Source organism: Nonomuraea rosea, from assembly GCF_039539705.1.
Lineage (GTDB): Bacteria > Actinomycetota > Actinomycetes > Streptosporangiales > Streptosporangiaceae > Nonomuraea > Nonomuraea rosea.
In genome coordinates this window covers 19,453-42,948 of record NZ_BAABDQ010000012.1, presented here as the reverse complement: position 1 = coordinate 42,948, position 23,496 = coordinate 19,453, and the positions used below count along the sequence as shown (strand labels likewise).

At 70.9% G+C, this 23,496-nt stretch carries 19 protein-coding genes; 9 read left to right on the top strand and 10 right to left on the bottom strand.

The features are described 5' to 3' along the window. Nucleotides 1-329: 329 nt before the first annotated feature. From ABEA43_RS26855 to ABEA43_RS26845, 3 genes are all read right to left on the bottom strand, one after another. The gene (locus ABEA43_RS26855) at nt 330-1,103 is read right to left on the bottom strand and encodes a SigB/SigF/SigG family RNA polymerase sigma factor (RefSeq protein WP_345565988.1); all 774 of its coding nucleotides are present in this window, start codon (nt 1,101-1,103) and stop codon (nt 330-332) included. Nucleotides 1,104-1,269: 166 nt separating this feature from the next. Beyond that, nucleotides 1,270-2,979, bottom strand: a complete 1,710-nt coding sequence (locus tag ABEA43_RS26850) for a tetratricopeptide repeat protein (protein ID WP_345565986.1) — start codon at nt 2,977-2,979, stop codon at nt 1,270-1,272. Between the two features lie 68 nt (nt 2,980-3,047). Beyond that, a complete protein-coding gene (locus tag ABEA43_RS26845; protein ID WP_345565984.1) occupies nt 3,048-3,758 on the bottom strand; it encodes an IclR family transcriptional regulator in 711 nt (236 codons plus the stop codon). Between the two features lie 88 nt (nt 3,759-3,846). On the opposite strand from ABEA43_RS26845, the gene ABEA43_RS26840 reads away from it, so the two are divergent. Genes ABEA43_RS26840 through ABEA43_RS26830 form a run of 3 tightly spaced genes read left to right on the top strand, consistent with a single transcriptional unit; the run spans nt 3,847 to nt 9,306 of the window. Next, a complete protein-coding gene (locus ABEA43_RS26840; RefSeq protein WP_345565982.1) occupies nt 3,847-4,986 on the top strand; it encodes a pyridoxal-phosphate-dependent aminotransferase family protein in 1,140 nt (379 codons plus the stop codon). Beyond that, nucleotides 4,983-7,781 (top strand): FAD-binding and (Fe-S)-binding domain-containing protein, encoded by a 2,799-nt coding sequence (locus ABEA43_RS26835; RefSeq protein WP_345565980.1) that lies wholly within the window; start codon nt 4,983-4,985, stop codon nt 7,779-7,781. The genes ABEA43_RS26840 and ABEA43_RS26835 overlap by 4 nt, the downstream gene beginning before the upstream one ends. 25 nt (nt 7,782-7,806) lie before the next feature. Beyond that, nucleotides 7,807-9,306: an SLC13 family permease gene (locus ABEA43_RS26830; RefSeq protein WP_345565978.1), complete on the top strand. Its 1,500-nt coding sequence runs from the start codon at nt 7,807-7,809 to the stop codon at nt 9,304-9,306. Between the two features lie 128 nt (nt 9,307-9,434). Here ABEA43_RS26830 and ABEA43_RS26825 read toward each other — a convergent pair whose 3' ends face one another. From ABEA43_RS26825 to ABEA43_RS26800, 6 genes are all read right to left on the bottom strand, one after another. Then, on the bottom strand, nt 9,435-10,223 hold the full coding sequence (locus ABEA43_RS26825) for an SAM-dependent methyltransferase (RefSeq protein ID WP_345565976.1): 789 nt from the start codon (nt 10,221-10,223) through the stop codon (nt 9,435-9,437). A 593-nt stretch (nt 10,224-10,816) separates the two neighbouring features. Further along, nucleotides 10,817-13,330 (bottom strand): NPCBM/NEW2 domain-containing protein, encoded by a 2,514-nt coding sequence (locus ABEA43_RS26820; RefSeq protein ID WP_345565975.1) that lies wholly within the window; start codon nt 13,328-13,330, stop codon nt 10,817-10,819. A 197-nt stretch (nt 13,331-13,527) separates the two neighbouring features. Further along, a complete protein-coding gene (locus ABEA43_RS26815; protein WP_345565973.1) occupies nt 13,528-13,839 on the bottom strand; it encodes a YbaB/EbfC family nucleoid-associated protein in 312 nt (103 codons plus the stop codon). Between the two features lie 10 nt (nt 13,840-13,849). Continuing rightward, nucleotides 13,850-14,728 carry a WXG100-like domain-containing protein gene (locus tag ABEA43_RS26810; protein ID WP_345565972.1) on the bottom strand — a complete coding sequence of 293 codons (879 nt, stop codon included), beginning with the start codon at nt 14,726-14,728 and terminating at the stop codon, nt 13,850-13,852. Further along, nucleotides 14,728-15,099: a hypothetical protein gene (locus tag ABEA43_RS26805; RefSeq protein ID WP_345565971.1), complete on the bottom strand. Its 372-nt coding sequence runs from the start codon at nt 15,097-15,099 to the stop codon at nt 14,728-14,730. Before ABEA43_RS26805 ends, ABEA43_RS26810 begins: the two co-directional genes overlap by 1 nt. Before the next feature lie 123 nt (nt 15,100-15,222). Next, on the bottom strand, nt 15,223-18,051 hold the full coding sequence (locus tag ABEA43_RS26800) for a hybrid sensor histidine kinase/response regulator (protein WP_345565969.1): 2,829 nt from the start codon (nt 18,049-18,051) through the stop codon (nt 15,223-15,225). Nucleotides 18,052-18,209: 158 nt separating this feature from the next. Between ABEA43_RS26800 and ABEA43_RS26795 the strand changes: the two genes are divergently transcribed. The 6 genes from ABEA43_RS26795 to ABEA43_RS26770 all read left to right on the top strand — a co-directional run bounded on the left by ABEA43_RS26795 (nt 18,210) and on the right by ABEA43_RS26770 (nt 22,850). Further along, nucleotides 18,210-18,896 carry a response regulator gene (locus ABEA43_RS26795; RefSeq protein ID WP_345565967.1) on the top strand — a complete coding sequence of 229 codons (687 nt, stop codon included), beginning with the start codon at nt 18,210-18,212 and terminating at the stop codon, nt 18,894-18,896. Next, nucleotides 18,893-19,720, top strand: a complete 828-nt coding sequence (locus tag ABEA43_RS26790; RefSeq protein WP_345565965.1) for a glutamate ABC transporter substrate-binding protein — start codon at nt 18,893-18,895, stop codon at nt 19,718-19,720. Before ABEA43_RS26795 ends, ABEA43_RS26790 begins: the two co-directional genes overlap by 4 nt. A gap of 81 nt (nt 19,721-19,801) precedes the next feature. Beyond that, nucleotides 19,802-20,545 carry an amino acid ABC transporter ATP-binding protein gene (locus ABEA43_RS26785; protein ID WP_345565963.1) on the top strand — a complete coding sequence of 248 codons (744 nt, stop codon included), beginning with the start codon at nt 19,802-19,804 and terminating at the stop codon, nt 20,543-20,545. Between the two features lie 10 nt (nt 20,546-20,555). Next, on the top strand, nt 20,556-21,386 hold the full coding sequence (locus ABEA43_RS26780; protein ID WP_345565961.1) for a glutamate ABC transporter substrate-binding protein: 831 nt from the start codon (nt 20,556-20,558) through the stop codon (nt 21,384-21,386). Nucleotides 21,387-21,390: 4 nt separating this feature from the next. Further along, on the top strand, nt 21,391-22,059 hold the full coding sequence (locus tag ABEA43_RS26775) for an amino acid ABC transporter permease (RefSeq protein WP_345565959.1): 669 nt from the start codon (nt 21,391-21,393) through the stop codon (nt 22,057-22,059). After that, the gene (locus ABEA43_RS26770) at nt 22,056-22,850 is read left to right on the top strand and encodes an amino acid ABC transporter permease (protein ID WP_345565958.1); all 795 of its coding nucleotides are present in this window, start codon (nt 22,056-22,058) and stop codon (nt 22,848-22,850) included. Before ABEA43_RS26775 ends, ABEA43_RS26770 begins: the two co-directional genes overlap by 4 nt. A 99-nt stretch (nt 22,851-22,949) precedes the next feature. On the opposite strand, the gene ABEA43_RS26765 is transcribed toward ABEA43_RS26770, so the two are convergent. Continuing rightward, entirely contained in the window at nt 22,950-23,495 is a 546-nt protein-coding gene (locus ABEA43_RS26765; protein WP_345565957.1) for a hypothetical protein, read from the bottom strand. Between the last annotated feature and the right edge of the window lies 1 nt (nt 23,496).

Genomic DNA, 23,496 nt, shown 5'->3' with positions numbered 1-23,496 from the left:
TGCCGTTTCTCGCCGATTCCCGCGCCGTTTCGAGCGGGTAAACCGGCGCGGGGCCCTCCAGGCGGGCGGGATGCTCCAGGACGGGGCTTCGGGCGAGATGCATGGCGCCTCCTCGTGCGAGTGCTGCCTCGCCGAAGGACGCTAGGAAGCGCGTGTTGCCCGGGGATGACCCCGCGATTGCGCCCGGTTACGCCGTTACGCACCCCGCCCGCACGGCCGTGACCAGCGGGGACGCGTACGGGCTCGGGTGGTTCCGCCGGACCGGCGGCCGATCCGCCGGGCGCGGCCCCCGGTCCGTGGGTCCGCACCCGCGCGGGCGACCGGCAGGGTTACTCCGACAGGGCGCCGCGCAGCTTGGTGAGGACGGCGCGCAGGATCCGGGAGACGTGCATCTGCGAGATCCCGAACTCGGCGGCGATCTCCGACTGGGTCATGTTGCCGTAGAAGCGCATCAGCAGGATGTTCTTCTCGCGCGACGGCAGGGCGTCGATCAGCGGCTTGATCGAGTGCCGGTCCAGCATGTGGTTCAGCGACTCGTCCTGGGCGGGCAGGAAGTCGCCCAGCTCGGCCCCGTCGTCGTCGGCGCCGCCCACCGGCGCGTCGAGGGACAGCGCGGTGTAGGCGCTGGAGGCTTCGAGGGTGAGCAGCACGTCCTCTTCCGAGATGCCCATCTTGGCGGCGAGCTCGGCCACGGTCGGCGAGTGGCCGAGGGCCTGGGTCAGCTCCGCGGTGGCCTTGTTCAGCTCGATGCGGCGCTCCTGGTAGACCCGCGGCACCCTGATGGCCCACGTACGGTCCCGGAAGTGCCGCTTGACCTCGCCGATCATGGTGATCATGGCGTAGCCCCTGAACTCGTGGCCGAGGCTCGGGTCGAATCCGTTCACGGCCTTCATCAGGCCGACGTAGGCGGCCTGGCGCAGGTCCTCCATGGGCTCGCCGCGGTAGCGGTAGCGGCGGGTGACCTCGTTCACCAGCCCGTCGTGCATCTCCACCAGGCGCTCGCGAATGCGGACCGCGTGCAGGTCCGAGATCTGGGAGTCGGCCATGTCGGCCAGGAGCTCTTCGGCGGTCAACTGCTCGAACGCGATATCCAGGACGGCCATTGTGCTTACTCCAAGCTGTGCAAGCGGCCTCCGCCCAAGAAAAAAAGCCCGAGCAGAGGCACACCTCAGTTTCGTGAGACGAAGCCCTCTGCTGGACTTCGAGATCAAGAATGCCCCACAGAACGGCAGCCATGCACCAAAGGATGGTCACAAATAGGTCACGACATCAAAGGAGTTCTCCTTCGGACACCTCGACCACCGGTGCGAACATGAGGGTCTCCACCTCCTGCGGGAACATCCTCCTGAGCAGGTCCGCGCCCCCGGCCACGGCCATCGCGCAGATCACCTCGATGCCCGGCCGCAGCCCGAACCGCCTCAGCCGGTACGCCCAGGCCAGGTCGTCGTCCGCCGCCGAGCCTTCGGGCTCCGCCGCGCGCCGCAGGGCCGCGGCCCACCAGTTGGCCGGCTCCGCGCGCAGGATCTCGTCGAGCCCGGCCAGCGCGGCGGCCGGCCGGCCCGCCGCCCGGTGCTGCACCGCGCGCACCGCCAGCGCGAAGGGGTCGCGCGAGTCCCGTGCCAGCCGCCGCGACACCTCGGCCGGGTCGTCGGGAGGCGGATCGTCCTCGGCCCACAGGGAGGAGGCGATCTCCGTGAACTCCTCCGCCTCCATCCGCTCCTCCTCGGCGTCCAGATGCTCCAGCACGACGAGCGCCCGCGCCATGTCGGTGACGAACTCCGGCGCGGGCACCGCCTGCTGCAGCATCTCTTCGAGCTGGCGCTCGACGAGGGCGATCGCGGGATCCAGCTCGTTCGCCCGCAGCAGGTCACCCAGCGCGCGATAGTTCTGCCCGAGCAGCCGGTGCACGGCGCCGCGCAGCGCCAGCACCCCCACGTCGTCGGGGTCGGCCTCCAGCACGCGGTCGAAGTCGGCCCGGGCCTCCTCCAGCCGGGTGAGCCGCAGCGCGGCCATGCCCCGGTGCTCGTACATCGCCTTGTCATCGTGACCGAGCTCGATCGCCCGGGTGAAGTCGTCGAACGCGGGCTCGAACAGCTCCAGCTCGTACTGGACGAATGCGCGGGCCCCGACGGCCACCACGTCCTCGGGGTCGAGCTCGACGGCCCGGTCCAGGTCCGTCAGCGCCATGGCAGGACGGCCCAGGGCGAGGTTCGCCTGGCCGCGCAGCACCAGGAGCTCGCTCTCGTCAGGGTCCTCGGCGAGCGCCCGGTCGAGGTCTGCGAGGGCCGCCTCGTGGCGCCCGAGGTCGCACAGCACGTGGCCGCGTTCGCCGTAGGCCGAGCCCTTGCCGGGATCGAGGCCGATCGCCCGGTCCAGGTCGGCCAGCGCCTCGTCGTACCGGCCCAGCTCGCGGTGGGCCTGGCCGCGGACGAAGTGGGCGTACGGCACCTCGGGGTGCAGCGCGATGGCCCGGTCGAGGTCCGCCAGCGCCTCCTGGAAGCCGCCGACGGCGCGGAGCATGCTGGCGCGCCCGGCCAGCGCCCAGAAGTCCTCCGGGTCGAGCTCGATCGCCCGGCCGTAGGAGGCGAGCGCTTCGTCGTCGCGCTCCGGGTACGTCCAGAGCACGTCCGCCCGGCCCCGATGCGCCGCGGCGTCGTCCGGATCGAGCTCGATCATCCGGTCGTAGTCGGCCAGCGCCTCGTCCGTGCGGCCGCACGCCAGCAGGAGCTCCACCCGCTCGGCGTAGACCCAGCCCAGCTCGGGGTCCAGCGCCGCCGCCCGGTCGAGGTCGGCCAGCGCCTCCGAGAAGTGCCCCATGGCGTTGAGCGTCTGGCCGCGCGACCCGATCGCGTACGCGTATTCCGGGACGAGGTCGACGGCCACGGTGAACTCCTCGACCGCGGCGGCGAACCGCCCCGCCAGCCGGTGCTCCTCCCCGCGTATGGCCGCCCGCTCCGCCAGCTCGATCCTGGAACCCACATGTCCCCCATCGGTGTGACAAATCGGCTATATCGAAGGACTCCGCGGTCCTGCGGAAAAGTTCCGCCTCAAGCGAGGCTCTCGGTCAGAGTTCGTGCCGCCCGCGTGACCAGCTTGCCGTATTCCGCCCTGAGCTCGTCGGGCATGCGGCTGGCCGGGGTGGAGATGCTGAGGCTGGCGATCGGCCCGTCGGAGCCCAGCACGGCGGCGGCCACGGCGGCGATGTCGGAGCGCCATTCGCCCCGGTTGTCGGCGTACCCGCGCGTGTGCACCGCCGCCAGCTCGGCGCCGAGCGCCGCCGGATCGGTGATCGTGGTCTCCGTGTACGCCGGCAGCTCCGCCGGCGCCCTGGCCAGATGAGCGAGCACGGCCTTGCCGTTGGCCGAGGCGTGCAACGGCAGCCGGATGCCCAGCGGCAGGACGATGCGCAGCGGCTTGTCGGTCTCCAGCCGTTCGATCAGGACGACCGCGTCACCCTCGGGCACCATCAGGTGGATCGTCTCGCCGGTGCGCTGGCGCAGCTCCTCCATGACCGGCATGGCCGCGTCGCGCAGGCCCAGCTCGGTCCTGCGGGCCACCTGCAGCGCCTTGCTGGTCACCTGCCAGCGCGTGACCTCGCCGCCGGCCGGCCTGATCCACCCGGCCTCGTGCAGCGTCCGCAGCGAGCGCTGCACCGTGCTCTTGGGCAGGCCGAGCCCGCGAGCCAGCTCGCCGACCCCGGCGGGCTGCCGGGCGGCGACCTCTTCGAGGACTCGAAGGGCGTTGATCACGTTCTGCATCCATTGACTCCTCTGCGGGTCGATTTTAATGTTAATGAACCGCAACACGGCACGCCGTGCCGTAGCACGGCACGGAGGTAGTCAGACAGTGGGCCGTCATTTCCTGCAGATCCCCGGGCCGACCAATGTCCCCGACCGGGTGCTGCGCGCCATCGCCCAGCCCACCATCGACCATCGGGGCCCCGCCTTCGCGCGGCTGGCGGGCGATCTGCTGGAGCGGCTGAAGCCGGTCTTCGGCACGAGCGGGCACGTGATCCTCTACCCGTCGTCGGGCACGGGGGCGTGGGAGGCGGCGCTGGTCAACACGCTGTCGCCGGGTGACAAGGTGCTGGCGTTCGAGACCGGGCACTTCTCCTCGCTCTGGTGCGAGATGGCCACCCGGCTCGGGCTGGTCGTCGAGCTGGTCCCCGGCGACTGGCGGCACGGGGCCGACCCCGGCGCCCTGGCGGATCGGCTCACCGAGGACGTGGCCGCCGTCATGGTGGTGCACAACGAGACCTCGACCGGCGTGCGCAGCCGGATCCCGGAGATCCGCGCCGCCATGGACCGGGCCGGGCATCCGGCGCTGCTGCTGGTGGACACGATCTCGTCGCTGGGCTCGATGGACTACCGGCACGACGCGTGGGGCGTGGACGTGACCGTGGGGTGCTCGCAGAAGGGCCTCATGCTGCCGCCCGGCCTCGGCTTCAACGCGGTCAGCGCGAAGGCGCTCGCGCACCGGGGCCGGCTGCCGCGCTCGTACTGGGACTGGGAGCCGATCATCGCGGCCAACCGGCAGGGCTTCTTCCCCTACACCCCGCCGACCAACCTGCTGTACGGCCTCGGCGAGGCGCTGAGCATGCTGGAGGAGGAGGGCCTGGCCGCGGTCTTCGCCAGGCACGACCGGCACGCCGAGGCGACGCGGCAGGCCGTCCGCGCGTGGGGGCTCGAGGTGCTCTGCGCCGACGAGCGTGAGCACTCCAGCTCGCTGACGGCGGTGCTGATGCCGGACGGGCACGACGCCGACGCGGTCAGGCGGCTCATCCTGGAGCGCTACGACATGTCGCTCGGCACCGGGCTCGGGCGGCTGGCCGGGCGCGTGTTCCGGATCGGGCATCTCGGCCACTTCAACGACCTGATGCTCGCGGGCACGCTGAGCGGGGTCGAGATGGGGCTGAGCGCGGCGGGCGTACCGATCAAAGAGGGCGGGACGCGGGCGGCGCTGGCCGCCCTGGAGAGCGGCGAATGAGCCGGGACCACTCTGGCGCGAGCCTGGCGCGGACGCTGTCGCCGCTGATCGGCGGTGACGTCAGGGACGACCCGTACACCAGGCACCTGTACTCCTCCGACGCCAGCATGTACGCCATCGAGCCGCTCGCCGTCGCCTTCCCCCGCGACGAGGGCGACGTGCAGGCGCTGGTGGCGGCGTGCGGCGAGCTGGAGGTCCCGGTGCTGCCGCGCGGGGCGGGCACCAGCCTCGCCGGGCAGACGGTGGGCGCGGCGGTGATCGTCGACTTCTCCCGGCACATGAACCGGATCCTGGAGATCGACGGCAGGACCGCCAGGGTGCAGCCGGGCGTGGTCCAGGACCAGCTCAACCGGGCGGCCGGCAAGCACGGGCTGATGTTCGGGCCGGACACCTCGACCAGCAACAGGGCCACGATCGGCGGGATGATCGGCAACAACTCGGCGGGCAGCCACTCCGTCCTGTACGGCTCCACGGTCGACCACGTCCAGGCGCTGCGCGTGGTGCTCGCCGACGCGACCATGCCCGACCTCGCCACCGACGCCCGGCTCAACGACGCGGTGGCCGCGATCCTGAGCGGGCTCGACCTGTCGGGGTTCCCGCGCTTCTGGCGGCATTCGGGCGGCTACCGGCTGGACCTGGCCGCCCGCGACCTGCCGTCGGTGGACCTCAGCAAGCTGATCACCGGCTCCGAGGGCACGCTGGCCGTCGTCACCGAGGCCACGGTGGGGCTGGTCGAACGGCCGCGGGCCAAGGCCATCGCCGTCGGCCACTTCACCGCCACGCCCGCGGCCATCGCGGCCACCGCGGACGCCCTGTCCTTCGGCGCCGCCTCGGTCGAGCTCCTGGACAAGGCCATCCTCGACCTGTCCAGGCAGCGCGTCGACTACGCAGGTCTCGGCGACATCCTGGAGGGCGATCCGGAGGCGCTGCTGTTCGTCGAGTTCTTCGGCGACAGCCCGGCCGAGGTGGCCGACCGCGTGGACAAGCTGGCCGCCACCTGGAAGTCGGGCGGCCACGGCTACCACACGCTCAGGGCCGTCACCGCGCAGCAGCAGACGGCCGTGCTCAAGGTGCGCAAGGCCGGGCTGGGCCTGCTGATGGCCTCCAGCGTGGGCAGCCGCAGGCCGCTGGCGTTCGTGGAGGACACGGCCGTGCCGCCGGAGCGGCTGCTGCCGTACGTGACGGAGTTCGCGCGCATCCTCGACCGGCACGGCCTGCGCGCCGGCTTCTACGGCCACTGCTCGGTCGGCTGCCTGCACATCCGGCCGTTCGTCGATCTGCGCGCGCCCGGCGAGATCGGGACGATGCGGACGGTCGCCGAGGAGATCGCCGAGCTGGCCGCCAGCCACGGCGGCGTGAACTCCAGCGAGCACGGCGACGGGCTGGCCCGCTCGGAGTTCAACCGGCGGCTGTTCGGTGACGCGGTCTACGAGGCGATGCGGCAGGTCAAGCGGGTCTTCGATCCCGGCGGCCTGCTGAACCCCGGCAAGATCGTGGACGCGCCGCCGATGACCGACCACCTGCGCGACCCGGCGCTGCCCGAGCCGCCCCCGCTGCGCACGACGCTGTCCTTCGGTGCCGGTGGCATGCACGCCGCCGCCGACCGGTGCATGAACGTCGGCGTCTGCCGCAAGGAGGACACGGGCGTCATGTGCCCGTCGTACATGGCCACCCGCGAGGAGGAGCACTCCACCCGCGGCCGGGCCAACGCCCTGGTCAAGGCCCTGTCCTCGCCCGATCCCCGGCAGGCGCTCGGCGACGAGCGGCTGCACGGCATCCTCGACCTGTGCCTGGAGTGCAAGGCGTGCCAGTCGGAGTGCCCGCTGGGCGTGGACATGGCGGCGCTCAAGAGCGAGTTCCTGCACCAGTACCAGCAGGAGCACGGCGTGCCGCTGCGCTCGCGCCTGTTCGGCGCGATCAGGACGCTCAACCGGCTGGGCTCGGCGACCGCGCCGCTGTCGAACTGGCTGGCCGGCGCCGTACGCGGCCCGCTCGGCCTGAGCAGGCGGCGCCCCCTCCCCCGCTTCCGCCGCGACAACCTGGTCCGCTGGCACGCCCGCAGGCCGCCGGCGGCCGGGCGCGAGGTCATCCTGCTCGCCGACTCCTTCACCACCTACAGCGAGCCCGGCATCGGGCGGGCCGCCGTCGAGCTGCTGGAGCGCGCCGGCTATCGGGTACGCCTGGCCGCCGAGGGCTGCTGCGGCCGCGCCAGCATCTCCAAGGGCCTGCTCGACCGCGCCAGGACGATGGCCGGGTCGATGGTGGACCGGCTGTCCGGCTCCGACGCGCCCATCGTGGGCCTTGAGCCGTCCTGCCTGCTGACGCTGCGCGACGAGTACGCCGCGCTGCTGCCGGGCGATCCCCGCGTCGCGGCGGTGGCGGCCCGCGCCCGGCTCGTCCCCGAGCTGCTCACGGAGGCGATCGACGACGGCTCGCTGACGCTGGGCGACGCGCTGAGCGGGCGCTCGATCCTCCTGCACGCCCACTGTCACGAGAAGGCCGTCACCGGTACGTCGGCCACACGAGCACTGCTGTCCAGGATCCCGGGAGCGGAGGTGGCGGAGATCGACGCCGGCTGCTGCGGCATGGCCGGATCGTTCGGCTTCGAGGCCGAGCACTACGACCTGTCCATGAAGATCGGCGGTCTCCGGCTCTTCCCGGCGATCGCCGCATCCTCGCCCGACACTCTGCTGGCGGCGACGGGGGTCTCCTGCCGGCAGCAGATCGCCCACGGTGCGGGACGCGCTGCCCGCCACCCGGTCGAGCTGGTCCATTGGGCGGCCGGCCGGCCATAACGTTCGGGGGAGATCGGAGTAAGCAGTGTCCGCAGAGCTCCTGTCCATTCTCGCCCTCATCGTCATGTTCGTCGTGGCCACCCTCTTCCCGGTGAACCTGGGAGCGCTGGCCCTCGTCGGAGCCTTCCTCGTCGGCACGCTGGCGGCCGGCATGAGCACCGACGACATCCTCGGGGCCTTTCCCGGCAGCCTGTTCGTGATCCTCGTCGGGGTGACGCTCCTGTTCGCGATCGCGACCAACAACGGCACCGTCGACTGGCTCGTACGAGCCGCGGTGCACCTGGTACGGGGGCGGATCGCCGCCATACCGCCGGTGGTCTTCGTCATCTCGGCGCTCCTGACGGCCGTCGGGGCGCCGGCTCCGGCGGTGGCGGCGATCCTGGCCCCGATCGCGTTCGGGTTCGCGGCCGACTACCGGATCCATCCGATGCTCATCGGCCTCATGGTCGCGCACGGGACGCAGGCGGGCGCGTTCTCGCCGATCAGCGTGCTCGGCGGGATCGTGAACGGCGTCACCAAGGACGCCGGGCTGCCGAGCGACAACCTGGTGCTGTTCCTGTCGAGCTTCGCCTTCAACGCCGCGGCGGCGGCCGTGGTCTTCTTCATCTTCGGCGGCCCGCAGCTCGTACGGCGCGGCGCCATCCCCGTCACGACGCCCGCGTCCGACGGCGACCCGGCCGGCGAATCACCCGCGTCCGGCGGCACGGTCACGGCCGAGAAGCCTTCGTCCGGCGGGACGGCCGGAGACCCGTCATCGTCCAGTGGCACAGTCACGGCCGAAGACCCGTCCTCGTCCGGCGGCACGGTGCGGGCCGGAGCGCCATCCTCATCCGGCAGCACGGTCACCGCCGGAGCGCCATCCTCGTCCGGCGGGTCCGTCGCCACCGCCGTCGAGCCCCGCACCGGGCTGGACGGCGGGCTGCGGCTCACCGCGCACCAGGCGCTGACGCTGACCGGCATCGTCGCGCTGTGCGTCGCGGTGCTGGTGTTCAAACTCGACGTCGGCCTCACCGCCATCACCGTGGCCGTGATCCTCTCCCTCACCTCCCCCCGCTCCAACAAGGGCGCCGTCGAGCGCGTCGCCTGGCCGACCGTGCTGCTGATCTGCGGCGTCGTCACGTACGTGGGCGTGCTGCAGGAGATCGGCACCGTCGACTACGTCGGCTCGTCGGTCGCGGCGATCGGCATCCCGATCCTGGTGGCGCTGCTCATCTGCTACGTGGGCGGCGTCGTGTCGGCCTTCGCCTCCACCGTCGGCATCCTGGGCGCGCTGGTCCCGCTGGCCGTACCGCTGCTGTCGCAGGGCACCCTGGGACCGATCGCGATGATCGCGGCGCTGTCGGTGTCGTCGGCCATCGTGGACGTCAGCCCGTTCAGCACGACGGGGGCGCTGCTCGTGGCCAACGTCAGGGGCATGCCGCGGGACGACTTCTACCGCCGGCTCCTCGTGTACGGCGGGGCGATCGTCCTGGTGGGTCCCCTCGCGGCCTGGGCCGTCCTGGTCGTCCCTGGCTGGCTCGGCTAACGCCGGCCACCACCAGCCCCGGCACCCCGCCCGTGACCGGCCGCCCGCCCCAACGGCGCCTCCGGCCACGGACGGATGCCAGGTCCGGTGCCAGCCACAGTCGGGCACCGGTCGCAAGCGGCCACCGGTCAGGGCTTGCGGCCGACTCCGGCGAGCCACCACGAGGTCGCCTCCGGGGCGGCCCTGCGCCACGAGCTCACCCCCACCAGCCCCGGCTCCACCAGCTCCAGCCCACCGAAGAGCGCCTCGATCTCCGCACGCGAGCGGAAGTGCAAGCCCCCCTGGTACAGCTCCCTGGCACGGGCGATGCGCAAGTCACCGGGCACTCCCCCGTCCGACAGATGCGTGATCACCACATGGCTCCCCGACGGCAGCCGATCGACCAGCCGCCGCACCAGGCCGGCGGGATCATCGGAGTCGGGCACGAAATGCAGGACGGCGATGAGCACCACCCCCACCGGCACCTCGAGGTCGATCAGCTTGGTCAGCTCGGGCGATTTCAGAATCGCCTCGGGCTCGCGCACGTCACCGGCCACGACCGCGGTGCCCAGACCCCGGCCGAGCAGCGCCCGGGCGTGGACGAGCACGACCGTGTCGTTGTCCACGTACGCGACTCTGGCGTCGCGGTGCACCTTGCGCGCGACCTCGTGCACGGGCCGTTTCGCGGGAATCCCCGCCCCGATGTCGACGAACTGCCGGATGCCCGCCTCCTTCGCCAGATAGCCGACGGCGCGGGTCAGGAAATCACGGTTCTCCATAGCCGCGATCCGCACTTGAGGCGCCATCGACAACACCATTTCGGCGGCGGTCCGATCGGCGGCGAAATTATCCTTGCCGCCGAGGAAGTAGTTGTAGATCCGGGCCGCGTTGGGGATCCGCGCGTCGACCTCCGGGACTCCCGCCTCATCGTCGGACATATCCCCAAGATATAGATCACCAGGGCCCTCCGTGAAGGGGATAACTCGGGATCCTGACAGCAGGAGAACTCCTTCCGAAAGCGCTCGGCCACCATTAACGCCGGCCACTTGGCTTTCCCTATCGACAATGCCAGGATCCACCAGGGAAAGGCGCGCAAAACACCACGGGCAGGCGATACTAAGAACCTCGGGGCACGCGGTCCGGGGCAGAATCAATAGCGACCCTCTCGCTGGCGAGGATGCCCCCATCGACCGCCTGGAAGGCCGATGCCAGGCGGGCCGACGGCGATCCGCTGGACACCGGAGAGCCGCACCTCAATTCGCGAATGTCGAATTCCCGATTGCGCTCTGCCCGGCCCGAGGCCCGACGCGGCAACTCCCCGCCAGGCCGACCGGACCCGGCCGGGTCACGCCGTACCAGGCGGACCCGGACCGGTGACACCACGCCGCGCGACCGAGCCCAGCCCGATGACACCACGCCGAGCGGACCGGACCCGGCCGGGTCACGCCGTACCGGGCAGGCCCGGACCGGTGAAGCCGCGCTGGGCGGGCTGGCCGCGAGCGTTTCTCGATCGTGGCCGGCCGTCGGCGCGTTACTCGGCGCGCAGGTTGTCGATGTAGACCTCGCCGCCGCTGTTCAGGAACACCCAGACGGCCCGGATCGCGCTCGGGTCCAGGGTGACGCCTGCGGGGCAGCTGATCTGGTCGAACCTCTCGGTGATCGTCCTGCTGGAATGGGGGTTGGTCCAGGCCCAGAAGCCGCCCTGGCACCAGGACATGGCGTCGCCCACCTGGATGGCGATCTCGCCGACGGTGCCGATGTCGCCGGCCTGCACATCGAACTTGAGCATGGTCTTGCCGGTGAGGTCGAGCGGCGCGCTCAACGCCCGGCCGAACCAGTTGCCGCCCGCGGGGGTGGCCACCTTGAGCCCGGCCGCGCCGTCCGTGTGGAAGAGCGGTGATTGCGCCACGGTGCCGCCGTCGCCCGGGTTGGCGATGGTGAAGCCGTCGGTGCCCGACTCGAAGGAGAACAGGGTTTGCGACTGCGGCAGGACAGGGCTGTCGTCAGGCACGCCGCCGCAGGTCAGGACCGGGTTCGCCCAGTCCGTCCGCACGGCGGCGGCGCTGCCGGACGTGGTGACCAGGCGCAGCCAGGCCGCGCCGGTCAGGTCGGCCGTCAGAGTCTTGGCCGCCTGTCCCGTCGCGACGCTTCCGCTGGTCGCGGCCAGGGTGTCGTCGGCGTAGACGGAGAACGTGGCCGTGTCGCCCGCGCCCGCCGTGTCGTCGATCCCGGCGTCGGTGACCAGCTTCGAGCAGCGCCCGCCGAGGTAGTACGTGATCTCGCTGGCGGCCGTGGTGCCGAGGCCGCGCGTGTGGACCGCGCCGCCGACGGTGATCAGGCTGCCGTCGTTCTCCAGCGGCCCGCCGTTGCTCTGGTCGAGCTCGACCGGTCCTGTGGCGTTGACGGAGGTGACCGGGGAGAGCGTGCTGAGGTGCCTGCGCCCGTCGGCGGGAGCGTTCACGACCACGGCGACGATCTCGCTGCTCGTGGTGGCGGCGCGATGCCTGGGGCCCCAGCGGTACGCGGCGGTGACGGTGATCGGGTAGCGGCCCGCAGGGGTGTCCGCGGGCACACCGATCGCCCAGGTCGTCTCCAGCGTGGCGTCGGTCGCGAGCCGCTCGCGCCGATGCCCGCCGACGACTGCGCCGCCGCCGCCCGTGGCAGCCGACGTGACGATCTCAGTCGGCGTGGCGGTCCAGCCGGCGGGGACCTTCGTGCTGACGTCGAGGTCGTGGATGGCGCCGGCGCCTCGGTTGGTGACGGTGGTCGTCAGCGTGCCGCCCCCGGCGGGGCCTGGCACGACGGTGCCGAGCTCCGCGCCGACCGCGACCGCGGGCGCCGTCGCCGACGGGTCGCGCAGCGGCCGTACGCGGTAGACGACCGTGCCGTGCGCCGGTACGCCGGCCGAGATCGTGGACCTGGCTTGGAGCGTGTCGCCCGTCCACACGTCACGCAGCCGGTACGCCCCCGCCCGCGCGAGCCCCGTGTCACCGGCCGCCACGCTCACGACGGCCAGGGAATCGGTGGAGTTGTACAGCGCGATGGCCCGGTCACCGCCGGCCAGCGGCTTGTCCAGGACCATGAGACCCCCGGAATCGGACACGACCGACGCCTGGACGCCCAGCCGGTCCTGGTCGATGGCGATGACCTCCCGGTTGCCGAGAATGGACAGGGTCTGCGCCGAGGCCTGCCGCAGGTCGGTCCCGATGATCAGCGGCGCGGCCATCATGGCCCACATGCTCATGTGGCTGCGGTATTCGGTCGCGCTCATCCCGCCGTTGCCGACCTCCAGCATGTCGGGGTCGTTCCAGTGGCCGGGCCCCGCGTAAGGGGCCAGGGGCGCGTTCTGCCTGATGATCGAGCGGATGCTGGACCAGCTGTCGCTGATGTCACCCGTGGTGCGCCACAGGTCGCCGATCCCCTCGGCCCAGAGCCAGGGCTGGGAGGTGCCCCACTCGCAGATCGAGTACACCATCGACCGGCCGGTCGCGTCGATGGCCGCGCGCATGGCGGTGTAGCGCCGGACATAGTCGGCCTGCGACCCGTCGGACTGGTTGTTGCAGTTGTCGTACTTCAGGTAGTCGACGCCCCAGTCCGCCCACGTCTGGGCGTCGACCTCCTCGTGGCCGAGGCTGCCCGGGTAGCCGGCGCAGGTCTTGGTGCCCGCGTCGCCGTAGATGCCCAGCTTGAGGCCCTTGGCGTGGATGTAGTCGGCGACGCCCTTGATGCCGTCCGGGAACTTCACGGGGTCGGGCACCAGCCGGCCGTCCGCGCCGCGTTCCCTGGCCGACCAGCAGTCGTCGATGTTGACGTACTGGTAGCCGGCGTCCTTGAGCCCGCTGGAGACGAAGATGTCGGCCGTCTCCTTGATCAGCGCCGCGTTGACGTCGCAGCCGAACGCGTTCCAGTTGTTGAATCCCATCGGCGGTGTCGCCGCCTGCACGGGCGCCGCCTGTGCCGGTCCTGGCACGACGACGGCTCCGGCGATCAATAAGTACGAGGTGAGCGCTGCGACGGCACGCCTCAGCCGTCCCTTGTTCCCCATCACGCGCCTCCAAAGGCAGTGAACGCGGATCCGGGAGCCACCGAAGCGGTGTCCGCGATTGAGGACGCTATAGATCGACACGACAGCCGTCAATATCCCGATTAACTGGTTCACGAACCGAAATATCGTATTTATCCGGGCCGTTGCCGATGGACCGTTCCGCCCGCGACGCTACGCCATGATGCGGTTAAGCGGCCTCACTGCTCGAAGAGGGTCTTGGCGAGCTCGTACGACTGCCCCGCCACATCCTCCTCGGCCTTCCCGAACGCCTCCATGACCGCCTCCGCCAGCGCCTGCGAGCCGAGGCGCAGCGCCCTGGGGTCGATGTGCAGCGCGGCCAGCGACCCGGTGGGCGTCAGCTCGACCGCGACCTGGCCGCCCGCGCTCTCGCCGCGCCCCCTGGTGTCCTCCATCCGGCGGCGCACCTCCTCGAACCCGGCCGTCAGCGCGGCCATCTCCGCGAGCGCGCGGTCGAGCTCCGGATCCCCGGTACGCGGTGGTGTCGTCATCGTTCCTCGTTCAGCGCTTGAAGATGAACGCCCTGGGCGCGTGTGCGAGCGCCGAGCGCAGGGCGCCCTCGTCGGTCAGCGAACCGCTGGCGACCAGGGGGTAGATGGTGGCGGCCGACACCGTACGCCGGAAGAACTTGCCCGCGGGGCCCGCGCCGAGCAACGTCTCGGTGAGCTTCGTGGCGGGGAAGAACCTGCGGACGTCGGCCATGGCCTTGATGCCGCCGTTGTAGGCCATCTCGGCGGCGAAGTGGTTGCCCGCGTACGCCCAGAGGTTGCCCATCGGCTGACCGGTGGCGGCGGAGCTGGCCGCGTGCACGCCGGTCTTGAGCGCCGTCCACAGGACCGAGTCGGCCAGCGCGTCGAGCCCCTCGCGCACCACGTAGGTGCCCACGCGGCGCTTGCCGATCCGCTGTTCCAGGATGAACTTGGTGATCTTCTGGAAGAGCGTGCGCTCCAGCCTGGCCCTGGCCACGAGCCATTTGAACGCCTGCTCCGCCGCGAACCTGGCGGCCGGGTAGATGAAGCCGAACATCATGGTGAACGCCATGGCGGCGAGCTGGGTGCCGATGATCCAGAGCTGTTCCCGGTGCTTCTCCACGGCCTCGGCGTACTCGTCGCAGCCGTCGGCCAGCTCCAGCAGCTCCTCCTGGATGGCGGCGTAGCGGGGCGCCAGCTCGTACGGCCACACGTCGGCGAAGCGGTCCACGGCGCGGCTGTCGTTCGCCTCGCGGACCTTCGTCACGCCGGTGCCGGTGTCGCCCGCCAGCTTGCCGATCGACGTGGCGAACTCGCGCAGGTCCTTGGCCCGCGCCCGCAGGTTGGACGCGTCGGCCTCGGGCACGTGCACGTTCGCGAACCAGGCGAGCGCCTGGAAGGGGTCGAACATCAGGCGCCCACACCACGCGGCGGGGCCTGCGGGATCGGCGGCTCAGGGATGTCGGGGATCTCGGGCAGCGTACTGATGATCTTGTGCTCCAGGTAGTCCCACAACTTGTCGAAGTCGCGCAGATTGCCGGCCCACGTGAAGTTCTGCTCCGCGATGCGCGTCATCGAGCCGGCCAGGGAGTCGAACCCGTCGGCGTACCACTCGGCGAACGCCCGGCCCTCCTCGTCGCCGCCGACCAGGCCGGACGTGCTGCTCAGCGAGGCGGCCGCGCGCTTGAGCCCGACCACGTCGTCACCGAGCTCGTCGAAGAGGGCGGCCAGCTCGCGGATCGACTTCCAGTCGATGAGGACCTGATCGCGTGGTCCCGACATGAACCCTCCAACTACGACAAACAGGCATGATCACCTGCATTGAGACATTAACACCGACAAATTTCCTCGGTGTTAATTGCGGCGTCACTTCAGGAATGAGGAACGTTCAGGAATGAGGAACGTTCAGGAATGAGGAACGTTCATCCACTGCGGCATCTCTTCGAGCAGGTCGCCCAGCTCGTCCAGCGGCTCCTCATCGACGGTCCCCGCCCGCGCCAGCTCCTCGACGCGCTGGCAGAGCGCGGCCTCCCTGCTGGCCCCGACCGTCGCGCAGCTGCCCTTGAGCCGGTGCGCCAGCGACGCCACCGTGGCCGTGTCGCCGGCCGCCGCAGCCCCCTTGAGCTCGTCGAACGTCCGCGCGGCGGTCTCCAGGTACGCCTGCGCGATATCGGCCAGCGCCTCCTGCGACAGCCCCGCCAGCTCGGGCGGGAGCCCGGCCGAGGCCGCCCATGACGGGATCTTGGCCAGCACGTGCGGCCAGTCCACCGGCTTGGCCAGGTGGTCGTCCATCCCCGCGGCCAGGCACCGTATCCGCTCGTCCGGCAGCGCCGCCGCGGTCATCGCGATGATCGGGGTGTGCGCCTCCTCGCGCCTCCTGATCTCCACGGTCGCGGCCAGGCCGTCGAGCACGGGCAGCTGGCAGTCCATGAACACCAGGTCGTAGCCGCCGCCCAGCACGGCGCGCACGGCCTGCGCGCCGTCGTTCACCGCCTCGACCTCGTGGCCGGCCTGGCGCAGCACGATCGTGGCCACCTGCCGGCTCACCTCGTCGTCCTCGGCCACCAGGATGCGCACCCCGCCGCCGGTCCCCGCGGCCTCCAGGCCGGCGCGCGGCTCTCCCGGCCCCTCGTCGGCGCGCAGGGCGTTCTCCACCGCGGCGAGCAGGCGGCGGCGGCTGAGCGGCCGGGTGATCGACTGCACGGTACGCTCTCCCGCCGCGGCCGGCCAGGCGAACCCGGCCCGGCCCGGCGTGACGACCACGATGACGCTGGTGTCCTGGAGCAGCGGATCGTTGAGTATCGCGTGCGCAAGAGACTCGGACGCGCCCAGGTCGAGCGCGACCACGGCCAGCTCGTACGGCTCCCCGTCCGCGACGGCGGCCCGCAGGAGCGTCAGAGCGGACTCCTCCTCCTCGGCCTCCTTCACCTCGACGCCGGCGTCGCCCAGGAACCGCTCGGCCATCGCCCGGTCCTCGGGCCGCGGGTCGGCGACCAGCGCGCGCAGGCCCGCCAGCGCCCCCGCCCCCGGCTCCGACCAGCGCTGGACCTTCACCGGCAGCGTCACCCAGAAGCGGCTGCCCACGCCTTCGACGCTGTCGAGCCCGATCTGCCCGCCCATCAGCTCGGTGAGCTGCCTGCTGATGGCCAGGCCCAGGCCGCTGCCACCGGTCCTGCGCGTGATCGGCGAGTCGACCTGGCGGAAGACGCCGAAGACCCGCTCGCGGTCGTCGGGACCGACCCCGATCCCGGTGTCGGCGACGGCGAACCTGAGCACCGCCCGCGATTCGCCCGGCTCTCCCTCGTCGAGGGCGACGTGCAGGTCCACACCGCCCTGGACGGTGAACTTGAGCGCGTTGCCGATCAGGTTCGTCAGGACCTGACGCAGCCGCGCGGGATCCCCCGTCACCTGACGGGGCACGTCCTCGTCGAGCCGCAGCGTGAGCCAGAGCCCCTGCTGGTAGGCGTGCGGCGCGAACGGCGCGATCGCCTCGTCGCAGAGCCGTGGCAGGTCGAACGGCGTCTCCTCGACCTGGAGGTGGCCCGCCTCGATCTTGGACAGGTCGAGGAAGTCGTCGAGCAGGCGCAGCACGTTGGCGGCCGACCCCTGCGCGGTGCTCGCGTAGTGACGCTGCTCCTCGTCCAGGTGGGTGCCCATGAGCAGCAGGTTCATGCCGAGCACGCCGTTGATCGGGGTGCGGATCTCGTGGCTGATCTTGGCCACGAACTCGGACTTCGCACTTGACGCGCTCACCGCCGCGTCCCTGGCCACGGCCAGCTCGTCGGCGTACCTGGCCAGCGTGGCCTGCGCCCGCCTGCGGCCTCTCGTGGTGTGGATCTGCAGCCCGAGTCCGATCAGAATCAGCAGCGCGAGCAGGGCCGCGACGGTCAGCACGTTCGCCCGTAACTGCTCGGCGGAGGCCAGCGCCGTGGCGGCGGACACCTCGGCGGTCACCGTCCAGCCGATGCTCGCGATCGGCTCGGACGCCGACAGCACGGTGCCGTCGACGCCGTGGAACTCGCCGTTCCAGGTGCGCCCGGCCAGCGCCGCGTCCACGCGCGGATCCTCACGCAGGGAGGTGAGCGCGTAGAGCTGCCTGCCCGGGTCGGCCACCAGCACGCCGGCCTGGTCGGTGATCAGCAGCCGGATGGCCTGTGCCTCGGCGGCCTCCTCGGCGAAGACCTGGATCGCGTCCAGGCTGTAGACCACGGTGAGGATGCCGAGCATGCGCTTCTCGTCGGCGCTCAGGATCGGCGTCGCCACCGCGACGGCCCTGGACACGCCGACCATCGTGGGCGTGTACGCCTGCGAGACGTACGCCTGCCTGCGGTCGCGCACGGCCCGGTACCAGTCGGTCGTGGTGGCGTCCTGGGGCAGGACGCTGTGCGGCTCGGCGCCCAGCATGCGGCCCTCGGGCGAGAGCAGGATCAGCCCGCTGACGCCGTCACGCAGCTCCTTCAGGTCGCCGAGCCGGTCGCGCAGGGCGGCGGCGGAGGTGTGCTCCACCTGGTCGCGTACGTTGTCCCGCTGCGCGAAGGCGGTGACGAGCTGTTTCAACGAGCTCATCTGCTGGTCCACCACGACCCGGCTCACCGAGGCGGTGGTCTTGACCCGGTCGTCGACCTCGTTCCGCACCGCCTCCCTGGACAGGGAGATGCTGGAGGAGGTCAGCAGCGCCAGCGGGAGCAGGCCGAGCAGCGTCCACAGGGCCGTCACCGCGAGCAGCCATCTCACCGGCGTCCGTCCCTCCCCCGTTTCACTCGTCGTACAGACTAAGAGGGATCAAGCGCGCACGGAGGATCGCAGTGAGCAGAACGCGCAAAAGTAGATCTATGTTAATAAAACCAGCCTAAGCTGCCGAGATCTACAACAGTTTTTGACGAGGAGTGGCGATGCCTGAGCCCAGGGACATCACCGTTCTCATCGTGGACGACGATCCGGTCGTCACCGCGGCTCTCCACGCGCAGGTGAACCGGGTGCTCGGGTTCAGGGTGGTGGGCATCGCCCACACGGGGCACGCGGCGCTGGCCGCGGCCCGCCGGTTCGCGCCCCGGCTCGTCCTGCTCGACCTGCACCTGCCCGATCTGCCCGGCTTGGAGGTGGCGCACCGGCTGCGCCAGCCCGACCAGCCGCCCACCGACGTGATCGTCATCTCCGGTCATCACGAGCTGGGGGCGGTCCGCGCCGCCATCCAGCGCGGAGCCCTCTACTACCTGGTCAAGCCGACCAGAGCGGGCATCCTGGAGCAGACGCTGCTGCGCTACGCGGCCACGGCCGAGCAGTTGGCGGCCGGCGACCGGCACGCCGAGCAGCAGGAGATCGACCGCATCTTCCGCTCGCTGCACCTCGACGAGGTGGCCCGGCCGAAGAGCATCTCCCCCGCGACAGAACAGGCAGTGCTCGACGCCCTGTCCTCCGTCGAGGAGGACGTGTCGGCTCGCGAGCTCGCCGACATGATCGGCATCAGCCGCGCCACCGCCCGCCGCTACCTGGAGCACCTCGCCGAGCGCGGCCAGGTCGAGGGCCGGCCACGGTACGGGCCCACCGGGCGGCCCCAGCACCGGTACCGGGCACGGTGAGGCCGCTCAGGGCGCTGCTCGCGGTGCTGATCTGCCTCCTGCCCGCGGGCTGCGGCGAGGACGGGGACTTCCCCGAGGACTCGACCATGGCCCGCATCAGGGATCGCGGCGTCCTCATCGTCGGCATCAAGTTCGACCAGCCGATGTTCGGCTACAAGGACCCGGCCAGCGGGCGGATCACCGGGTTCGACGCGGAGATGGCCCGGCTGGTGGCCAGGGACCTCACGGGCGGCGAGCGCAACATCCGCTTCGTCGAGACCGTGTCGCGCGAGCGCGAGAACTTCCTCTCCCAGCAGGTCGTGGACCTCGTCATCGCCACCTACTCGATCACGCCCGCCCGCTCCGAGCTGGTCAGCTTCACCGACCCCTATTACTACGCCGGCCAGGACATGCTGGTCAGGACGAGTGACGAGAGCATCGACGAGGTGTCCGACCTCGGGGACAAGACCGTGTGCACGGTGGAGGGCTCCACGTCGGTCGACCGGCTGCGCGAGCGCGTGCCCAGCGCGGACCTGGAGATCGTGGACGCCTACAGCGTGTGCGTGCCCGCGCTCCTGGCCGGCCGGGTGGACGCGGTCAGCACCGACAACACCATCCTGCTCGGCCTGCTCGCCCAGCACTCGGACACGCTCAAGCTGGTCGGCAAGCCGTTCGGGCGCGAGCCGTACGGGATCGGGGTGCGCAAGCAGGACACCGCCTTCCGCGACTACCTCAACCAGCTCATCGCCCGCTCCCTGCGCGACGGGGGCTGGGACCGGGCCTTCAGGGACACCATCGGAGTGACCGGTGTGACCCCTGATCAGTCCAGACCGGCCAATCGCTGAGCAGAACGATCACAAGTCTTTTCGTGACACATGCGGCTCCTACGGTTACGCCAACGCTGACCGAGACAAGGAGCGTGACGCATGACCGAGTCGGACCTGATCGTCCTGGACCAGGTCAACAAGCGGTACGGCGACCTGCATGTGCTCAGGAACGTCAGCCTGAGCGTCCGGCAGGGCGAGGTCGTAGTGATCATCGGCCCGTCCGGAGCCGGGAAGTCCACCCTGTGCCGCGCGATCAACCGCCTGGAGACCATCGACTCCGGCACGATCACCGTGGACGGGACGCCGCTGCCGGACGAGGGGCGGCCGCTGGCCAAGCTCCGCGCCGAGGTGGGCATGGTCTTCCAGTCCTTCAACCTCTTCGCGCACAAGACCGTCCTGGACAACGTCGTCCTCGGCCAGGTCCACGTGCTGAAGCGGCCCAGGGAAGCGGCCGTCGCCAAGGCCCGTGAGTTGCTCGACCGGGTGGGCATCGGCGGCCAGGCGGCCAAGTTCCCCGCCCAGCTCTCCGGCGGCCAGCAGCAGCGGGTCGCGATCGCCCGCGCGCTCGCCATGGATCCCAAGGTGATCCTGTTCGACGAGCCCACCTCGGCGCTCGACCCGGAGATGGTCAACGAGGTGCTCGAAGTCATGACCGCGCTCGCCCGCGAGGGCATGACCATGGTCGTCGTCACCCACGAGATGGGCTTCGCCCGCCGGGCGGCGGACCGCGTGGTGTTCATGGCCGACGGCGAGATCGTCGAGCAGAACACCCCCGGCGACTTCTTCGGCGCGCCCAGCAGCGAGCGCGCCCAGTCCTTCCTCGCCAAGATCCTCACCCACTAGGAGGTCCCCCATGTTCGGCAGATCCCTTTACGCCGTCTTCGCCGTGGTAGCCCTGGCCGCGACCGCCTGTGGCGGAGGCCAGGAGAGCTACGCGTCCGTCGTGGACAAGGCCAAGAACGACAAGAAGCTCGTGATCGGCGTCAAGAGCGACCAGCCCGGTCTCGGTCTGCGCACGCCTGACGGCAGCTTCACCGGGTTCGACATCGAGGTCGCCAAGTACGTGGCCAAGGAGCTCGGCGTCGAGACGAAGGACATCACCTTCAAGGAGACCGTGTCGGCCAACCGGGAGGCGTTCCTCCAGCAGGGCCAGGTGGACATGGTGGTGGCGACGTACTCGATCACCGACGCCAGGAAGCAGAAGGTCTCCTTCGCCGGGCCGTACTTCGTGGCCGGGCAGGCCCTGCTGGTGCGTGCGGACGACGCGAAGCTGACCGGGCCCGACACGCTGAACGGCAAGAAGCTGTGCTCGGTCGCCGGCTCCACTCCGGCGCAGAAGGTCAAGACGGAGTACGCCAAGGAGGTGCAGCTCCAGGAGGAGCGCACGTACTCGGCGTGCGTGGACCGGGTGCTCGGCGGCCAGCTCGACGCCATCACCACCGACAACGTCATCCTCGCCGGCTACGCCGCGCAGCACGCCGGCAAGCTCAAGGTGGTCGGCGAGCCGTTCAGCACCGAGAAGTACGGCATCGGGCTGAAGAAGGACGACACGGCCGGACGTAAGGCCATCAACGATGCGCTGACCAAGATGTTCTCCGACGGGAGCTGGAAGAAGGCGCTGGAGTCCAGCGTCGGCGCCTCCGGATTCCCGGTGCCGGCGGCCCCGCAGCTGGAGCGTTACTGACCTCATGGAAGCGCTGCTGCTCGAACGCGAGACCATCTTCGCCGCGTTCTGGATGACGGTACGGCTGACGGCGGTCAGCGCGCTCGGCTCCCTGGTGCTGGGCACGTTGCTGGCCGCCATGCGGGTCGCCCCGCTCGGCACGCTGCGCGGCGCCGCGAACTGCTACGTGGTCGTGGCCCGCAACACGCCGCTCACCCTGGTGCTGCTGTTCACCGGACTGGGCGTCGGAGCGAACCTGGGCGTGGAGCTCTCCGACGACATCGCGACCAACAACTTCTGGCTCGCCTCCATCGGCTTGACGGCCTACACCTCGGCGTTCGTCTGCGAGGCCCTGCGCTCGGGGCTCAACACGGTGCCGGTGGGACAGGCCGAGGCCGCCCGCTCCCTGGGCCTCGGCTTCATCCAGACGCTCGCGCTGGTCACGCTGCCGCAGGCGTTCCGCGCGGTGGTGGCGCCGCTGGGCAGCATCCTGATCGCGCTGACCAAGAACACCACGATCGCGCTGGTGGTGGGCGTGGCCGAGGCGTCCGTCCGGATGCGCGAGATGATCGAGACGTACGGGGATCAGGTCATTGAGATCTTTCTGGGATTCGCCGCCGGGTTCGTCCTGCTGTGCCTGCCGATGGGGCTGCTCTTCGGCTGGCTGTCCCGGCGACTGGCGGTGACGCGATGAGCTACGCCAACCTGTACGAAGTCCCCGGGCAACGCGGGATCCGCCGCAACCGGCTGCTGGCCGTGTTCGTCGGTGCCGTGCTGCTGGCTCTGGCGTACGTCGTCTACGTGCGCTTCGACGCCAAGGACCAGTGGGCGGCGGAGAAGTGGACGCCGCTGCTGCGAGGCGACGTCTGGGTCACGTTCATCCTGCCGGGACTGGCCGGAACCCTCGGCGCGGCACTGGCGGGGGTGGTGCTGGCGGGCCTGTTCGGGCTCGTGTTCGCCACCGCCAGGATGTCGGACCACCGGTGGGTCCGGATGCCGGCCGCCGCGATCGTGGAGTTCTTCAGGTCCGTCCCGCTGCTCCTGCTGATCTTCTTCGCCTTCTTCGGGTCGTTCGCGCTGATGGGCGTGAACATCTCGGCGTTCGCGGCGGTCGTCTTCGGCCTCACGCTCTACAACGGGTCGGTGATCGCGGAGATCATCCGGGCCGGGGTGCACAGCCTGCCCAAGGGCCAGGGCGAGGCGGCGTACGCGATGGGCATGCGCAAGGGGCAGGTGATGCGGCTCGTCCTGCTGCCCCAGGCGCTGAAGGCCATGCTCCCCGCAGTGATCAGCCAGTTCGTGGTGCTGCTCAAGGACTCGGCGCTGGGGCTCATCGTCGGCTACGACGAGCTCGTGGACCGGGGGCTGAACGGGATCGCGGCCAACTTCTCCAACATCATCCCGGCGGCGATCCTCATCGCGGCCATCTTCATCCTGATCAACCTGTCGCTCGACCGGCTCGCCACCCGGCTGAGCAACCGCTGACGGCGTGGCGCCCCCGGTCCTCGCACCGGAGCGCCGCCGCCGGCCGGCCACCTCGCCGCAGCGCCGCCGCCGGCCGGCCGCCCCGCCACCGCGCCGCCGTCAGCCGTCCGCCTTGTCGAGGCGCTGGTAGAGGCCGTACACGAAGCGGGCGCGGTAGTTCGTACCGTCGTGGGCGAAGTCGACCGCCCAGTGGTGCGGCGCCGCACCCTCGCACTGCACCGCTCCTGGGAAGCTCGCGGCGACGTCGGCGACGACGCAGGTCCAGGGGGTCAGGTCCGCGAACGACAGCGCCGCGTCGCCGCCAGGGCGGACGAACCACTGGTTCCACACCGCGCGGTCGGGCCCGGCCAGGACCTCGAACTCCAGGCCCGGCCAGGACGGCAGCGCCCAGCGCACCTCCTCGCAGCTCAGGCTCCCGATCGGCCGCTCGCCCCGGTGCGCCGGCGGGCCGAGCAGCCGCCGCAGCATGGACAGCCCCTGCGGGACCCTGCTGGAGTGGGCCATCTTCGTCCACGTGGTGTGCGCGGCGCGCAGCTCGGCCCACGACGCGCCCATGCCGACGAGCGCGTCCTCCACCCGATCGGGGTTGAGGTCCCGCATCCGGTGCATCAAGGCCAGCTCGAACTGGCGGATCCCGAATCCCATG

Excerpts from the sequence above, each read along its gene's own strand:
- ABEA43_RS26855 (WP_345565988.1), bottom strand. The coding sequence starts at position 1,103 with ATGGCCGTCCTGGATATCGCGTTCGAGCAGTTGACCGCCGAAGAGCTC.
- ABEA43_RS26845 (WP_345565984.1), bottom strand. The coding sequence starts at position 3,758 with ATGCAGAACGTGATCAACGCCCTTCGAGTCCTCGAAGAGGTCGCCGCC.
- ABEA43_RS26835 (WP_345565980.1), top strand. The coding sequence starts at position 4,983 with ATGAGCCGGGACCACTCTGGCGCGAGCCTGGCGCGGACGCTGTCGCCG.
- ABEA43_RS26825 (WP_345565976.1), bottom strand. The coding sequence starts at position 10,223 with ATGTCCGACGATGAGGCGGGAGTCCCGGAGGTCGACGCGCGGATCCCC.
- ABEA43_RS26820 (WP_345565975.1), bottom strand. The coding sequence starts at position 13,330 with ATGGGGAACAAGGGACGGCTGAGGCGTGCCGTCGCAGCGCTCACCTCG.
- ABEA43_RS26815 (WP_345565973.1), bottom strand. The coding sequence starts at position 13,839 with ATGACGACACCACCGCGTACCGGGGATCCGGAGCTCGACCGCGCGCTC.
- ABEA43_RS26810 (WP_345565972.1), bottom strand. The coding sequence starts at position 14,728 with ATGTTCGACCCCTTCCAGGCGCTCGCCTGGTTCGCGAACGTGCACGTG.
- ABEA43_RS26805 (WP_345565971.1), bottom strand. The coding sequence starts at position 15,099 with ATGTCGGGACCACGCGATCAGGTCCTCATCGACTGGAAGTCGATCCGC.
- ABEA43_RS26795 (WP_345565967.1), top strand. The coding sequence starts at position 18,210 with ATGCCTGAGCCCAGGGACATCACCGTTCTCATCGTGGACGACGATCCG.
- ABEA43_RS26785 (WP_345565963.1), top strand. The coding sequence starts at position 19,802 with ATGACCGAGTCGGACCTGATCGTCCTGGACCAGGTCAACAAGCGGTAC.
- ABEA43_RS26780 (WP_345565961.1), top strand. The coding sequence starts at position 20,556 with ATGTTCGGCAGATCCCTTTACGCCGTCTTCGCCGTGGTAGCCCTGGCC.
- ABEA43_RS26775 (WP_345565959.1), top strand. The coding sequence starts at position 21,391 with ATGGAAGCGCTGCTGCTCGAACGCGAGACCATCTTCGCCGCGTTCTGG.
- ABEA43_RS26770 (WP_345565958.1), top strand. The coding sequence starts at position 22,056 with ATGAGCTACGCCAACCTGTACGAAGTCCCCGGGCAACGCGGGATCCGC.
- ABEA43_RS26765 (WP_345565957.1), bottom strand. The coding sequence starts at position 23,495 with ATGGGATTCGGGATCCGCCAGTTCGAGCTGGCCTTGATGCACCGGATG.